This is a genomic window from Parafrigoribacterium soli (assembly GCF_040227235.1).
Lineage (GTDB): Bacteria > Actinomycetota > Actinomycetes > Actinomycetales > Microbacteriaceae > Parafrigoribacterium_A > Parafrigoribacterium_A soli.
The window spans coordinates 428,780-442,326 of sequence record NZ_JBELNZ010000004.1; the positions used below are offsets into that span (position 1 = coordinate 428,780).

A 13,547-nucleotide genomic window follows, 5' to 3' on the forward strand; every position below is an offset into this window, starting at 1 on the left:
CATCGATCACCCACGAAAGAAGAAGGACTCATGACAGACCCAAAGACGCCAGAACCCACCCCGGTACCAGCCCCCGTGCTCGCGAGCGACCCGGCCATAAACGTGCCTGCTCCCGCGCGTGCCGCAGAGCAGAAGCGTTCCCTGCGCTGGGTCACCCCCACGCTCGCCCTGGTCGCGGCACTCGCCGTCGGCGTCGTGGGCGGCGTCTTCATCGGCAAGGCCGGTGCGGGTAATGCCGGCGCACGCGGCCAGTTCACGAGTGGGCAGTTCACCAATGGCCAGGCTGGACCGGGCGCCAGACAGTCCGGAGCGCGGAATAGCGGCTTCACCTCGGGCACCATCGTTTCGATCGACGGCGACACGATCACTATCAAGGCCCAGGACGGCAGCACGAAGAAGGTGACCACAGGCTCGGACACGACGGTGACGAAGACGGCCAAGACCACTGTCGGCGCCCTGAAGAAAGGCCAGACGATCACGGTGATCGGCGAAGCGGATGGCGACGAAGCAGTGAAGGCCACCACGATCTCCGAGGGGGCTGGGCTTCGCGGCGGCTTCGCGGCGCGCCCGGATGACGGGACGTCCACATCCGACTCGGGCAACTGATCGACGGGGATCCGGCGCTGGAGCACGCAGAATAGGAGAGTGACCCTGCAGCCGATGCTCTCCCTCTGGGATGAGCCCGCTCCGGATCACCGCTCCCGCATCCTCGCGCACTCCTCCGACCGGGTCGCCTGGCTGCGCGCCCGCAGCCGCGGCATCACAGCGACGGATGTGGCGAAGCTCTCGAGCGGACGCTCGGTGCGCACTGTTGCAGTCGAGAAGCTGCACGGTTCGGGCTTCGGCGGCAACGCGTACACCGACCACGGTCGCGCGCGCGAACCAGAGATCGCCAAGTGGGTACTCGACCGCTTCGGCATCGAGCCGAGCTCGGCGCTGTTCCACGCGGAGGGCAATCGGGAGCATCTCGCGACTCCCGACGGCGTGACCATGGCCGCGAGTGGAAGCCTGGAGCTCGCGGAAATCAAGACGACGAAGTCGGCCTGGCGCAGCATCCCGCGCTCATATCTGCGTCAGGTGTGGTGGCAGCAGTACGTGCTCGGCGCCGAGCGCACGCTGCTCGTGTGGGAGCAGCACGACAACTTCGTACCGGTCAATCCGGAGCCGGAATGCCGCTGGATCGAGCGCGACGAGAACGAGATCTACCTGCTGGTCGGACTTGCGACCCAGGTGCTCGAGCTGCTCGCTCGAGCTCGCCGCTGAGCCGCTTCTCCACTTCGTTCCGCGAGGTACCACTTTCGGCCGCTCCGAGCGCGGCATTCCGACCGTAACTGGCACCTGGCGCAACGGATGAGCGAGCGACGACCGCCCCCAGCACGATGAGCCAGCCGATGGCGATCGTGGTGGCGACGAGTTCGAGCCGACTGCCGAACCCCGCCTGAAACCTGGCGAGCGAGAGGATGCCGCCGGTGCCGGCAACGACGGCGACGGCCAGCCCGGATGCAAGCGAGGCGCGCGCCAGCATCCGGTTGCCGCTGAGGAACGAGACCTGCAGCATCGCCCAACAGGCTGCCGAGAAGGCGAGCACGGCGACCGTTGTGTGGGTGAAGTCCTGCCAGGTGAAGGTCGGCCCGACGGGCAGCGGGCAGTGGGCAGTGCAGGTGACCTGCGAGGCGATCAGGAAGAATCCGCAGCCCACCCAGAGCGAGACGGCGGGCGTCCACGCTCGCAACAGCGGCGCGGCCGAACGGATGCGGCGGGCCGCGAACGCGATCAGGCTGCCCCCGAAGACCACGAGCAGCAGTGCCGTCTGGAACCACCTCGCGGTCGGCTCGCCGGCGGCTCCGAGTTCGCTCACGTAGAGGTCGCGGCGCACCGAGGCGCGGGCGATCCAGATGATCGTGAGAGAGAGTGCCACGGCGAGACTCCCCGCGATCGCGCAGAGCAACTCGATGCGGGGCCCACCGAGGCGGGCCGGCCTCGCGCGCGCAACATCGAACGGGGCACGACGCGACGCTGCGGGCATTGCATCATTCTGCACTACGCGGCCGCCGCATCCGCTGTTCTTTCTGCGGGCACGCTCGACGAAAGGGAAGGCGAGGACGACGGGAAAGAGGAATAGCGTGGAAGGCATGACAGACATGCGCGCAATGGTCATCGACGAAACCGGATCACCCGAGGTGCTGCGGCTGGCAACGGTTCCGGTGCCCACGAAGGTCACCTCCGAGGTTCTTGTGAAGGTGCACGCGGCGGGAATCAATCCGATCGACGCGAAGACGCGGGCGGGCAAGGGCGCGGCGTCGGAGATAAAGCAGTGGCCCGCGATTCTCGGGCACGACTTCAGCGGCGTCATCGTCGAGGCGCCGTACGAGGCGTACCCGCTGCAACCGGGCGACGAGGTCTTCGGCATGGTGCCGGTGCCTCGCTATCAGGGCAGCTACGCGGAGCTGCTCGTCGCGTCCACCATGAACATCGCGCCGAAGCCGGCGGCCCTCAGCCACATCGAGGCCGGGGCGGTTCCGCTCGCCGCGCTCACCGCTCGCGGCATCGTGGTCGACGTCGCGCAGGCCGCAGCGGGGCAGCGCATCCTCATCCACGCCGGCTCGGGCGGGGTGGGACACTTCGCCGTGCAACTCGCCGCTCTCGCCGGTGCCGAGGTGGTCGCCACGGCATCCGCCCGCAACGCCGACTGGCTGCTCGGACTCGGTGCCTCGCGGGTGATCGACTACACGAGCACTCGCTTCGAGGACGAGGTGCGCGACGTCGACACGGTCATCGATCTGATCGGCAACGTGCACGACGACACGGGCACGCGCTCGCTCTCCGTGCTGCGCCCAGGCGGCCTCATCATCAACGTGCCGACCGGCAGTTGGCCCACCTTCATGGCGGATGCCACTGCCGCAGGCATGCGGGCCACGCACTTCAAGCTCGCACCAGACGGGGTCGCCCTTGCGGAGCTCGGCACGCTGCTCGAATCCGGTGCGCTGCGTGTGCACGTCGACCAGATCTTCGACCTCGAGCGGGCGGCGGATGCGCATCGCGCGCTCGAGGAGGGTCACACGCGCGGCAAGATCGTGCTGCGAGTCGCGGACTGACCCGGTGCGACGATGCGGTTATTCGTCAACGATGCGGCGGCCACCACTCCCGCATGGTGACGAAACGGCGCAGCGTTGGCGAGGAAGCACGCGCCACGGCAACCAGTTCGTGCACCACAGCTCTGCCGCGTCTCCGCCTCCCCACCGCAGGGTGGGCGCGCCGCTAGCATTCGGACATGCGCTATCTCTTCGGCGTGCTGCGAATCACGGTCGCTGTCGTCTCCGTCGTCGCGATCGTCGCAACGTTCCTTGACACCGCGGCCAGGGCGACGATCAATCCGTTCAACTTCTTCGGTTTCTTCACGGTACAGAGCAACATCTTCGCGGCCGTCATGCTGCTCATCATCGGACTGGTCGGGCTTGCCGGTCGGCGCAGATCCCCCGGGCTGAACCTGGCCTTTGCAGCGGCCACGACGTACATCGTCGTCGTCGGCATCGTCTACAACACCCTGCTCGCGGGCCTTGCGGGCGGAATTGATCTGGCGTGGGCGAACACCGTGCTCCACGTGATCGCGCCACTCTATGTCGCTGTCGACTGGTTACTTTTCGGCGATCGACGACGACTGGCGGTCAAGCGCCTCTGGGTGATCCTGGTGTACCCGGTCGTCTGGCTCGTTGTTGTCATCGTTCGTGGAGCGACCGACGGATGGGTTCCGTACCCTTTCCTGGACCCGGCGAACGGCTACGGGAGCGTGGCGGTCTACTGTGTGGCCATCGCCATCGCCATCGCTGCGGTCGGATGGCTGGTGCTCTGGTACAGCCGCGTCAGGGTCATCAAGGCATAGCGCTCAGGCGTCGAACACGAGCTCCCGCACGAAATCGTCCTCGCGGCGGCCACCGACCATGAAGCCCTTGGTGCCGACGATCGCGAAGCCGTTCTTCTCGTAGAAGCGGTTGGCCTTGGCATTCAACTGGTTCACGCCGAGCCAGACCGCGGCGACCGATCGCGCTCGGGCCGCAGCGAGGGAGGCGTCCATGAGCGCCGGACCCACGCCCGCGCCGTGGTGACCTTCGGCAACGTAGACCTTGCTGAGTTCGGCGGTGGGGCGCGTTGTGAGCGCGGCAGCGACATCCGGATCCTGCGGCTCGGCGAAGACGAGCATCGTGTAGCCGGCGGCCGCGCCGTCGATCTCGGCGATGAGCAGCACGCGAGTCGGGTCGTCCAGGTAACCGGCGAAGCTGGTTTCGGAGAGGGTCGTCGCGATGAAGTCGGCTATCGCCTCCTGCGTGGTGTGCGGCGGGCAGGCCAGGGCGAACGTGGCGGCGGCTACTTCGTGCAGCAGGGCAGCATCATCCGGCGTCGCCGTTCGTACCGAGGTGGTCATGTGGCTCCGATCGAAGGCTCAATGGTGGAACGCAGAAGGGGCCCGCCGAAGCGAGCCCCTCCCGATGATTGCGATGCTGTTTAGAGCGCGTTCACGTCGAGCGGGATGCCAGGACCAAAGGTGGTCGCGACGGAACCCTTCAGAACGTAGCGCCCCTTCGAGGAGCTCGGCTTGGCGCGCTGGATCTCGTCGAGCGCAGCCTTGATGTTCTCCTCGAGCTGCGTCGACTCGAAGCCCGCCTTGCCCACGATGAAGTGGACGTTGGAGTGCTTGTCGACGCGGAACTCGATCTTTCCGCCCTTGATCTCGGAGACGGCCTTCGCGGTGTCCGTGGTCACGGTGCCGGTCTTGGGGTTCGGCATGAGGCCGCGCGGGCCGAGCACCTTACCGAGACGACCGACCTTGCCCATGAGCTCGGGGGTGGAGACGGCCGAGTCGAACGCGGTGTAGCCCGCCGCGACCTTCTCGATCAGCTCGTCGCCGCCGACCTCGTCGGCGCCGGCCGCGATGGCCGCATCCGCCGCAGGTCCGGTGGCGAACACGATGACGCGGGCGGTCTTGCCCGTGCCGTGAGGCAGGATGACGGTGCCGCGCACCATCTGGTCTGCCTTGCGCGGGTCGACACCGAGCTTCAGCGCGACCTCAACGGTCGAGTCGAACTTCTTGGAACCGGTCTCGCGCGCGAGCCCCACGGCCTCGGCCGGGGTGTAGTACTTACCGTCTTCGATCTTCTCGGCGGCGGCCCTGTAGGCCTTCGACTTCTTGGCCATTATGCGTCCACCGTGATTCCCATAGAGCGAGCGGTGCCCGCGATGATCTTTGCTGCCGCCTCGATGTCGTTCGCGTTGAGGTCGACCATCTTCTGCTCCGCGATCGAGCGAAGCTGCTCCTGGGAGAGCTTTCCCACCTTGGTGGTGTGCGGAACGCCGGAACCCTTGGCCACGCCAGCGGCCTTCTTGATGAGCTCCGCAGCCGGCGGGGTCTTCAGGATGAAGGTGAACGAGCGGTCTTCGTAGACGGTGATCTCCACCGGGATGACGTTGCCACGCTGGGCTTCCGTCGCCGCGTTGTACGCCTTGCAGAACTCCATGATGTTCACGCCGTGCTGACCCAGCGCAGGCCCGATGGGGGGTGCGGGGTTGGCGGCGCCGGCCTGGATCTGAAGCTTAATCAGACCCGTGACCTTCTTCTTCGGTGCCATTTCTTTTCCTTACTGTCGTGCCCTTCGCCTCGCTCGCTGAGCTTGTCGAAGTGCGCTCCCGACATCCGAATTGGATGCGGTGGTTTGTGGGGGTCGCTGAGTTACAGCTTGGTGACCTGCTCGAAGCTGAGCTCGACCGGAGTCTCGCGCTCGAACAGCGAGACGAGCACGGTGAGCTTGCCGCTCTCGGGCTTGATCTCGCTGATCGTGCCTGGAAGGCCCGCGAACGAACCCTCCTTGATCGTGATCGTCTCGCCGATCTCGAAGTCGACTTCCTGCGGGATCGCGCGGCTGACGGCCTTGCCGCCCTTGCCGCCGGTCTTCACCGGAGCCTCGACGATCTGCACGAGGCTCTTCAGCATGTTGAAGGCCTCTTCGAAACGCAGCGGCGTGGGGTTGTGCGAGTTGCCGACGAAGCCGGTCACACCCGGGGTGTGGCGCACGACGGACCAGCTGTCTTCGTTGAGATCCATGCGCACGAGCACGTAGCCCGGGATGCGCACGCGGTTGACGAGCTTGCGCTGGCCGTTCTTGATCTCGACGACGTCTTCCATCGGCACCTCGACCTGGAAGATGTAGTCCTCCATGGCCATGCTGACCTTGCGGTTCTCGATGTTCTGCTTGACGCGCTTCTCGAAGCCCGCGTACGAGTGGATGACGTACCACTTGCCGAACGCGGCCTTCAGTTCGGCGCGGAACTCGGCGTAGGGGTCGACCTCGGCCTCGTCGTCGCCCGCCTCGCCGGCGGCAGCGTCATCCGCCGCGTTCTGCTCGGCCAGTTCCTCGCTCAGCTCGGCCTCGAAGGTCTCCTCGTATGGGGCGACCTCGGGCTCCTCGCCAGCCTCGTCCGTCTCGAAGGCGGCCTCTTCGTCGTCCGTCGCCTCGACCGAAGCGTCGGCCTCGACTGCGGAGTCGATGTCGAGCGCGTCCTCGACCACGGCATCCGCCTCTGGGTCGGTCGCTGCCTGCGCGGCGTCAAGTGCGGCCAGCAGGTCTGCCTCGACGTCGTCGTCTTCGTCGCCCTCGTTCACCACGTGGAGAGCGCGCTCTTCTGCGGGCTCGTCGGAACGCTCTTCTGCGGCGAGGGTGTTGCCCTCCTGCGCCTCGTCCTCCTCTGAGGACTGTTCCGCGGCAGTCGCGAGGTCGATGTCGTCGCGCTCTGTGTCAGACACTAAATTCTCTTCCATTTCCTGTGCGTTCCAGGCCGCGAGGCCCGGTCAAAATTGCGTCACGTGCGTGACGGGGTGTTCCGAAACTACTTGCCGAACACGAAGCCGACGCCGAACCCGAACAACAGGTCCAGCCCGGAGACGAGCGCCATCATGATGATCACGAATACCAGGACGACCCCGGTGTAGGTGAAGAGCTCTTTGCGGGTCGGGGTGACGACCTTCTTGAGCTCGATGATGACCTGGCGAAGGAACAGCATGATGCGACCGATCGGGCCGCGACTGCGTGCACGATCAGTTCTCGCGGTGGCGACGATGTCCTCACCGGGCTCGTCGATAACGTTCTTCGCCACTGTCACTACCTTCCGGACACTGGCCACACGATCCGAGGATCATCTGACCGTTCACTCTTACGGGCACTCTGCCCGGATCGAGTTGCAGGGCGGACAGGACTTGAACCTGCAACCTGCGGTTTTGGAGACCGCTGCTCTACCAATTGAGCCACCGCCCTTCGGAGCTAAAACCGCATAGCTTCGCACACCTGCATCTCAAGGATTTTTGCCAGAAATGGGCATGCAAAAGTATGGCAGATTTCAACTACCTCGACCCAGTCTAGGTCAGCGGATGCGGGCTGTAAAGCTGAGTGGAGGTGACCGGCGCATGTGCCGCGTGTCCGCTCGCGCATCCTCCCGCTCTGTTCCGCGAGTTGCCCACTTACGCCCCTTTTTGCGGTGAAAGCGGCGCGTTTAGGGGCGGAAGTGGGCAACTCGCGGGAGGGAAGAGGCCGAGCTGTGGATGGTTTGCGCGGCGAGGAGGCCGCGCGCGCCAGTCTGTGGCCATGCCTCGAACCGCGCTGCCGCATCCGCTCGCCTCGAACCCGTTCAGAAACCGAGACGCTATCGCTCACGGAATCAGCCCGAAGCGACTGCGCGGTACGGACCTCGACCGCTCCATCTGGGGAGTGCGCCGCGTTCCGACCTCGAGCGAGGTCGAGTTCCTCGAGCGATGCAGATCGTTCGCCGCCCGGATGCCCGAGGGCACGTTCTTCAGCCACGTCACGGCCGCGCTAATTCAGGGAGTACCACTGCCGTACCGCCTCGAGCGCGAGGTTCGCGTTCACATCGGGGTCGCAGCGCCCACGCGGGCTCCGCACGCGAGCGGCATCATCGGACACCGCCTCGACCTGTCGCCCGGCCAGCTGTCGTCGACGCGGAGCCTCGTGCACACGGCGCCCGCCCGCACCTGGTGCGACCTGGCGAGCCTGCTCACGCTGCATGAACTCGTGGCGGCTGGAGACTTCCTGGTGCACTGGAGACTGCCGCACACCACGATCCCGGAGTTGGCGCGTGTGAGCCAGGCCTTTGTGGGGCGGCGCGGCATGAAAGTGATTCGGGTGGCGCTGCCTCTGCTCAACGCCAGGTCGGAGTCGCCGCCGGAGTCCGCACTGCGCGTGATACTCGTGCAGGCCGGCCTCCCGCATCCGCGCATCAATCACGAGATCGTCATGACGGAGGATGGTTCGGTCATGCGGACCGACCTCGCGTTCGACGCCCAGAAGGTGCTGATCGAGTACCAGGGCGACTACCACCGCAAAAAGGTCGACCAGTGGCGCAAGGACATGACCCGGCGCTCCCGCCTCGAGGCGCGGGGGTGGCTCGTGATTGAACTGAATGCAAACGATCTCAGAGATCCGGATGAACTGGTCGCTCGCATCCGCATGTTTCTGGCCTGTCGTGGCTGGCGCGGATAGCGTGACCGCGTGAACATCCGTGAGTTGCCCACTTACGCCCCTTTTTGCCTCAAAATCCGCGCATTTAGGGGCGGAAGTGGGCAACTCGCGGGAATTTTGGGTGGCGCCCACGCGACCCAGGGAACGGGACCCGATCAGAGGAGCTTGTGCTCCAGCGCCCACGCCGTGAGCTCGTGACGGGAGGAGAGCTGTAGCTTGCGCAGCACCGCCGAGACGTGGGATTCCACCGTCTTGATCGAGATGTAGAGTTCGCTCGCCACCTCTTTATAGGCGTAGCCGCGGGCGATGAGGCGCATCACCTCGCGCTCCCTGGCCGAAAGGCGATCAAGCTCTTCGCTCGACTCGGCCTGCTCCCCCGCGGCCGCACCGAAGGCATCCAGCACGAAGCCCGCGAGCCTGGGCGAGAAGACGGCATCGCCCGCGGCGACGGATGCGACGGCGCGGCTCACCTCCTCCCCCGAACTGCCCTTGGTGAGGTAGCCGCGAGCGCCCGCCCGGATGACGCCGACGACGTCCTCCGCGGAGTCCGAGACGCTGAGGGCGAGAAAGCGGGTCGCATCCAGGAGCGCCGCGCTGCGGCGGACCACCTCGGCCCCGCCGCCGCCCGCGCCACCAGGCAGGTGCACGTCGAGCAGCACGACCTCGGGGCGCAACTCCGCGATGCGCGCGACGGCGGAGTCGACATCCGCCGCCTCGCCCAGCACCTCGACGCTCTCGTCGAGGTCGGCGCGCAGCCCCGAGCGAAAGATCGAGTGGTCGTCGACGATGAGCACGCTCGTCATGCGGGTTCTCCCGTCTGGTTGTCGAGGTGAAGATGTACCTCGGTGCCGATTCCGCCGATGCCGGGACCGACGGTCGCTGTGCCGCCGGCCCGTGACATCCGCCCGATGATCGACTCTCGGATGCCGAGCCGGTCATCCGGAAGCGTCGCGAGATCGACACCGGGGCCTCGGTCCCGAATGTACACGTCGACCCCGGAGGAGGCAGAGAGCTCAACGTAGACCGAGACCTCGCCGCCCACGTGGCGGGCGGCGTTGAGCATGGCCTCGCGGGCGGCCGCGATGAGCGCGGCACTCGGGGCGCTCGACGACTCGCCCGCGGTCACGACGTCGATGCGCGCGGCGTAGTCCAGCTCGATCGCCGCGGCGACCTCGCGCAGTTCGGTCGCCAGGTCGTCGCCGACCGCTGCGGTGCCGGCGAACAGCCAGTCACGCAGCTCCCGCTCCTGCGCGCGGGCGATGCGGGCGACCTCGCTCGAGGCGCCCGCGCGATTCTGAATCAGCGCGAGCGTCTGCAGCACCGAGTCGTGCAGGTGCGCCGCAATCTCCGCGCGCTGCTCCTCCCGCACGCGAGCGGTGCGTTCGCCGATGAGCTTCACCCACAGCTGCACCACGTAGGGCGCGGCGAGGATGCCGACGCCCAGCACGACCATGAGCACCGCCAGCACGACCGCGCCTGCCCGGCCAGCCGAGAAGGTCAGGCCGCCGCTCGCGGCGAACGACGGCTGGGAGCCGCGAAGCAGGATGAGTGCGCCCACCAGAATGAGCAACCCCGCGGATACGGACCGAATGGTCACCCCGTAGACGCGCGAGCGCTCGGGATCCCGGCGATCGAAGCCCAGACTCCATGCGACCGCGGCGGCGAGGAAGAGGGTCATCGCCAGGCTCGCCGGGGCGAGCTCCGCGCTGTCCCACGAGTTCGTCACGACGATCGCGGCGATCGTGCCGAGGCCGAGCAGGATAGCGGCGGCCGGAACGCGCCTGCGGATCGCGGCAGGCTCATCCGCTCGCGCCTCATCGAGCGGGGTCAGTGCCCAGAGCCAGAGATACAACAGCACGCCCGCGCCGCCGCAGAACGCGAGGACGATCGCGAGCGCACGCACCCTGCCGAGTCGCCAGCCGAGGTGCGCCGCGAGTCCCTCGCACACGCCGCCGACGGCCACCTGGCGTGGGCGCGTGAGGCTGGCGGTGCGAGCGGTCATTGTTGAATCCAAGCAGACCCGGATGCGCGGTGCTGAGTTCCGAGCGACTAATCAGGGTGCGCTCAGGGTAGACCCTCATAGCGGGCGGTCGCGGCATCCGCCAGCATCGGAGCATGGCAACTCGCACAGCACCGACTCCCTCTCCGGCACCAGGACCTTCGCCCGACGGCAACCGCTTCTTCGACTGGATGCGCGCCCTTAACCTGCCGCGGCAGCGCGGCTGGGTCGGCGGCGTCTGCGCTGGCATCGCGGACCGGCTCGGCATCGACCCGATAATCGTGCGCGGCATCGCGGTGGTCGTCGCGGTGCTCGGCGGACCGGCCATCCTGCTGTATGCCGCGGCCTGGCTGCTGCTTCCGGATGCCGACGACCGCATCCATCTGGAGCGACTGATCAGGGGCGACTTCGACCCCGCGAACATCGGGATCGGCGCGCTCGTCGTGCTGTCGCTGTTGCCGGTCACTCAGGGATTCTGGGCCCTCGGCGCGAGCTACTGGAGCGAGCCATACTGGGCGGGTTCATTAGGTCGCGCGCTCTGGACGGTGCTGCTCCTCGCCGCAGCGGTCGTCGCGGTCATCTGGATTGCGCGACGAGCGCGACAGTCGTCCTCGGAGCCGACCCCGACACCCGCCACTACGGATGCTCGGCCCGAGACGGTGCCGCAGCCGCCGAGCGCCTCGGTCGCTGCTGCCACGACCGTGGCGGCGGACGGGGCCCCGGTGCCACCGGCGCATCCGGCGGCGGACGCACCGCCCGAGGACCTGGCCGCCTGGCGAGAGCAGCAGGAGCGGTGGAAGAGCGAGCATGCCGCGTGGAAGCAGCAGCAGGCGGCATCCGCCCGGGAACTGCGTGACCAGCGTGCGGCCGAGAGCCACGCCCGCGCCGTGGCGAACGCGGCCAGTGCGGACGAGCGCAGGCGGCAGCGGCGGCTGGCGAATCCGCGCATCACCGGCAGTCACGTGGTGATCACGCTTGGTGCCGCGTTGCTCGTGGGCGGTATCGCCGCGGTGCTCAGCCAGTCCGGCGACGGATGGCACGGCTACGGCGTCGTGGTCGGCCTCGCGGCAGCCACGATCGTGGTCGCGCTCAGTGCGATCATCGCGGGACTGCTCCGGCGACGCAGCGGCTTTCTCGGATTCGTCTCGCTCGTGCTCGTGGCGAGCACGGTAGCTGTGTCGTTCATTCCGCCGAATCGCACGCTGGTGGGCGCGAGCTACCAGGTGTCACTGGAATCGGCCGGCCGTTTTTCCCAACCCGCCGGCAGTTTCAGCGTCTACGCCGACGATCATTCACCAGAGCAGGGCGGCAGCATCGATCTCTGGCAGGGCGCGGGCGATGTCTACGTTCAGGTGCCAGAGGGGCGGTCGGTACACGTGATCGCCAACCTCGGTTCGCGTAACCTCGAGCGCTCCCGCTATGAGAAGGCCAAGAAGGCCGAGCCGAGCGATCCCGACAGCTGGAACTTCGTGAACGTCCGCACGGCGCCAACGCGAACGGCGAGCGGCCGCTACACCTACGACTTCACGGTCGGGTCCGGCATCCCGACCTCGACACTGCACATCTGGCAGGGCGAGGGCCGGGTGCGCGTCGAGCAGAGGCCCGACATGACCGATCCAACCTCGGCACCATCGATCGACGACACGACAGGAGTGACCCAGTGAGCACAGAGGAAGAAGCGATCGAGCCAGCGGCACAGACCATGCTCGAGCCGAGCACATCCCGTCCGCGCGTCCGCTGGGGCGCGATTCTCTGGGGGCTGGTCGTCACCGCCATCGCGACCGTCACGCTGTCCGTCACGCGCACGGAGGGGACGCGCGAGGACTTCGGTCTCTGGCTCGGCGAACTGACGCCTGCCGGAATCTGGCTGATCGTCGTGATGGCCGCGGGCGGCATCCTGCTGCTGCTCGGCCTGCTAGCCGCCATCCGTCGCGCCCAGCGCGCAGCGTAAAGCGGGCTGGCGAGCCCGGCGCCCGCTACCCGTTGTTGCTGAAGGCGGCGTCGAAGGAGTTCTCGGGCAGCTTCCAGAGCAGTGAACGCACGAAGGCGAGCGCCTCTGGGGCACCGTGCAGACGATCCATGCCCGCGTCTTCCCACTCGACCGAGATCGGGCCGGTGTAGCCGATCGACTCGAGCGCGCGGAAGGCGTCTTCCCATGGCACGTCGCCGTGCCCGGTCGAGACGAAGTCCCACCCGCGGCGAGGATCGCCCCAGGGCAGGTGCGAACCGAGCACTCCCGCGCGACCCTGCTTCGGGCGCAGCCGGGTGTCTTTGCAGTCGACGTGATAGATGCGGTCGGCGAAGTCGACGATGAAGCCCACGGGGTCGATGTTCTGCCACATCATGTGGCTCGGATCCCAGTTGAAGCCGAACGCCTCACGGTGGTCGATCGCCTCGAGGGTGCGAACGCTCGTCCAGTAGTCGTAGGCGATCTCGCTCGGGTGCACCTCGTGTGCAAACCGCACGCCCTCGGCGTCGAGCACGTCGAGGATGGGGTTCCAGCGGGTGGCGAAGTCCTCGTACCCCTCGTCGAACACGGACTGCGGCACGGGTGGGAACTGGGCGACGAACGGCCAGATCTTCGACCCCGTGAAGCCGATCACCACATCCACGCCTAGCTTGCGGGCGACCCGCGCGGCCCGCTTCATGTCTTCCGCCGCGCGCTGGCGCACTCCCTCCGGGTCGCCATCGCCCCAGGTCGACGGGCGCACGATCGCCTTGTGCCTGAAGTCGATGGGGTCGTCGCAGACGGCCTGCCCGGTGAGGTGGTTCGAGATCGCGAAGACCTTGAGATTGTTGCGCTCGAGGATCTCGAGCCGGGTCTTGAGGTACGCGTCGTCCTGGTCGGCGCGCTCGAGGTCGAGATGGTCGCCGCCGGCGCCGATCTCCAGCCCGTCGTAGCCCCACTCGCCGGCGAGCTTTGCGACCTCCTCGAAGGGCAGGTCCGCCCACTGGCCCGTGAACAGCGTCACCGGATGTGTTGCCTCGGTCATATTTTTACCCTCCAGTTTCGATGTGGTGGTTTCGGA

General features: G+C 67.2%; 16 protein-coding genes and 1 tRNA gene. 7 read left to right on the forward strand and 10 right to left on the reverse strand.

Annotation, left to right across the window (positions count from 1 at the left end; translation table 11 throughout):
- Positions 1-30 precede the first annotated feature (30 nt).
- Positions 31-606, forward strand: coding sequence for a hypothetical protein (locus tag ABUA37_RS13240; protein ID WP_349899686.1), 576 nt, complete (start codon positions 31-33; stop codon positions 604-606).
- Between the two features lie 54 nt (positions 607-660).
- Positions 661-1,263 carry a YqaJ viral recombinase family protein gene (locus tag ABUA37_RS13245; protein ID WP_349899875.1) on the forward strand — a complete coding sequence of 201 codons (603 nt, stop codon included), beginning with the start codon at positions 661-663 and terminating at the stop codon, positions 1,261-1,263.
- Here the strand turns inward: ABUA37_RS13245 and ABUA37_RS13250 are convergent.
- Complete coding sequence (locus ABUA37_RS13250) at positions 1,154-2,143, reverse strand: DUF998 domain-containing protein (protein ID WP_349899687.1); 990 nt, start codon at positions 2,141-2,143, stop codon at positions 1,154-1,156. The genes ABUA37_RS13245 and ABUA37_RS13250 overlap by 110 nt on opposite strands.
- On the opposite strand from ABUA37_RS13250, the gene ABUA37_RS13255 reads away from it, so the two are divergent.
- Entirely contained in the window at positions 2,142-3,095 is a 954-nt protein-coding gene (locus tag ABUA37_RS13255) for an NADP-dependent oxidoreductase (protein ID WP_349899876.1), read from the forward strand. The genes ABUA37_RS13250 and ABUA37_RS13255 overlap by 2 nt on opposite strands.
- A 176-nt stretch (positions 3,096-3,271) precedes the next feature.
- Positions 3,272-3,880, forward strand: a complete 609-nt coding sequence (locus ABUA37_RS13260; RefSeq protein ID WP_349899688.1) for a Pr6Pr family membrane protein — start codon at positions 3,272-3,274, stop codon at positions 3,878-3,880.
- Between the two features lie 3 nt (positions 3,881-3,883).
- Here the strand turns inward: ABUA37_RS13260 and ABUA37_RS13265 are convergent, their stop codons facing one another.
- From ABUA37_RS13265 to ABUA37_RS13290, 6 genes are all read right to left on the reverse strand, one after another.
- Positions 3,884-4,420: a GNAT family N-acetyltransferase gene (locus tag ABUA37_RS13265; RefSeq protein ID WP_349899689.1), complete on the reverse strand. Its 537-nt coding sequence runs from the start codon at positions 4,418-4,420 to the stop codon at positions 3,884-3,886.
- 80 nt (positions 4,421-4,500) lie between these two features.
- Positions 4,501-5,190, reverse strand: a complete 690-nt coding sequence (rplA, locus tag ABUA37_RS13270) for a 50S ribosomal protein L1 (protein WP_349899690.1) — start codon at positions 5,188-5,190, stop codon at positions 4,501-4,503.
- The gene (gene rplK / locus ABUA37_RS13275; protein WP_349899692.1) at positions 5,190-5,621 is read right to left on the reverse strand and encodes a 50S ribosomal protein L11; all 432 of its coding nucleotides are present in this window, start codon (positions 5,619-5,621) and stop codon (positions 5,190-5,192) included. Before rplK ends, rplA begins: the two co-directional genes overlap by 1 nt.
- A 101-nt stretch (positions 5,622-5,722) precedes the next feature.
- Positions 5,723-6,793 (reverse strand): transcription termination/antitermination protein NusG, encoded by a 1,071-nt coding sequence (gene nusG / locus ABUA37_RS13280; RefSeq protein WP_349899693.1) that lies wholly within the window; start codon positions 6,791-6,793, stop codon positions 5,723-5,725.
- Between the two features lie 83 nt (positions 6,794-6,876).
- Positions 6,877-7,143, reverse strand: a complete 267-nt coding sequence (gene secE, locus ABUA37_RS13285) for a preprotein translocase subunit SecE (RefSeq protein WP_349899695.1) — start codon at positions 7,141-7,143, stop codon at positions 6,877-6,879.
- An 85-nt stretch (positions 7,144-7,228) separates the two neighbouring features.
- Positions 7,229-7,301 (reverse strand) — tRNA-Trp (locus ABUA37_RS13290).
- Positions 7,302-7,628: 327 nt separating this feature from the next.
- On the opposite strand from ABUA37_RS13290, the gene ABUA37_RS13295 reads away from it, so the two are divergent.
- A complete protein-coding gene (locus ABUA37_RS13295; RefSeq protein WP_349899697.1) occupies positions 7,629-8,540 on the forward strand; it encodes a DUF559 domain-containing protein in 912 nt (303 codons plus the stop codon).
- Between the two features lie 134 nt (positions 8,541-8,674).
- Here ABUA37_RS13295 and ABUA37_RS13300 read toward each other — a convergent pair whose 3' ends face one another.
- The gene (locus ABUA37_RS13300) at positions 8,675-9,322 is read right to left on the reverse strand and encodes a response regulator transcription factor (protein ID WP_349899699.1); all 648 of its coding nucleotides are present in this window, start codon (positions 9,320-9,322) and stop codon (positions 8,675-8,677) included.
- Positions 9,319-10,521: an ATP-binding protein gene (locus tag ABUA37_RS13305; protein ID WP_349899700.1), complete on the reverse strand. Its 1,203-nt coding sequence runs from the start codon at positions 10,519-10,521 to the stop codon at positions 9,319-9,321. The genes ABUA37_RS13300 and ABUA37_RS13305 overlap by 4 nt, the downstream gene beginning before the upstream one ends.
- Before the next feature lie 113 nt (positions 10,522-10,634).
- On the opposite strand from ABUA37_RS13305, the gene ABUA37_RS13310 reads away from it, so the two are divergent.
- Entirely contained in the window at positions 10,635-12,182 is a 1,548-nt protein-coding gene (locus ABUA37_RS13310; protein ID WP_349899701.1) for a PspC domain-containing protein, read from the forward strand.
- Positions 12,179-12,469, forward strand: a complete 291-nt coding sequence (locus tag ABUA37_RS13315; protein ID WP_349899703.1) for a hypothetical protein — start codon at positions 12,179-12,181, stop codon at positions 12,467-12,469. Before ABUA37_RS13310 ends, ABUA37_RS13315 begins: the two co-directional genes overlap by 4 nt.
- Positions 12,470-12,494: 25 nt before the next feature.
- Here the strand turns inward: ABUA37_RS13315 and ABUA37_RS13320 are convergent, their stop codons facing one another.
- The gene (locus ABUA37_RS13320) at positions 12,495-13,511 is read right to left on the reverse strand and encodes a sugar phosphate isomerase/epimerase family protein (protein WP_349899705.1); all 1,017 of its coding nucleotides are present in this window, start codon (positions 13,509-13,511) and stop codon (positions 12,495-12,497) included.
- Positions 13,512-13,547 lie beyond the last annotated feature (36 nt).

What these genes read in the sequence shown, in the direction of transcription:
- ABUA37_RS13255 (WP_349899876.1), top strand. Translation starts at nt 2,142, where the DNA reads ATGCGCGCAATGGTCATCGACGAAACCGGATCACCCGAGGTGCTGCGG.
- ABUA37_RS13265 (WP_349899689.1), bottom strand. Translation starts at nt 4,420, where the DNA reads ATGACCACCTCGGTACGAACGGCGACGCCGGATGATGCTGCCCTGCTG.
- ABUA37_RS13300 (WP_349899699.1), bottom strand. Translation starts at nt 9,322, where the DNA reads ATGACGAGCGTGCTCATCGTCGACGACCACTCGATCTTTCGCTCGGGG.
- ABUA37_RS13305 (WP_349899700.1), bottom strand. Translation starts at nt 10,521, where the DNA reads ATGACCGCTCGCACCGCCAGCCTCACGCGCCCACGCCAGGTGGCCGTC.
- ABUA37_RS13250 (WP_349899687.1), bottom strand. Translation starts at nt 2,143, where the DNA reads ATGTCTGTCATGCCTTCCACGCTATTCCTCTTTCCCGTCGTCCTCGCC.
- ABUA37_RS13260 (WP_349899688.1), top strand. Translation starts at nt 3,272, where the DNA reads ATGCGCTATCTCTTCGGCGTGCTGCGAATCACGGTCGCTGTCGTCTCC.
- rplK (WP_349899692.1), bottom strand. Translation starts at nt 5,621, where the DNA reads ATGGCACCGAAGAAGAAGGTCACGGGTCTGATTAAGCTTCAGATCCAG.
- ABUA37_RS13240 (WP_349899686.1), top strand. Translation starts at nt 31, where the DNA reads ATGACAGACCCAAAGACGCCAGAACCCACCCCGGTACCAGCCCCCGTG.
- ABUA37_RS13295 (WP_349899697.1), top strand. Translation starts at nt 7,629, where the DNA reads ATGCCTCGAACCGCGCTGCCGCATCCGCTCGCCTCGAACCCGTTCAGA.
- ABUA37_RS13245 (WP_349899875.1), top strand. Translation starts at nt 661, where the DNA reads ATGCTCTCCCTCTGGGATGAGCCCGCTCCGGATCACCGCTCCCGCATC.
- ABUA37_RS13320 (WP_349899705.1), bottom strand. Translation starts at nt 13,511, where the DNA reads ATGACCGAGGCAACACATCCGGTGACGCTGTTCACGGGCCAGTGGGCG.
- rplA (WP_349899690.1), bottom strand. Translation starts at nt 5,190, where the DNA reads ATGGCCAAGAAGTCGAAGGCCTACAGGGCCGCCGCCGAGAAGATCGAA.
- ABUA37_RS13310 (WP_349899701.1), top strand. Translation starts at nt 10,635, where the DNA reads ATGGCAACTCGCACAGCACCGACTCCCTCTCCGGCACCAGGACCTTCG.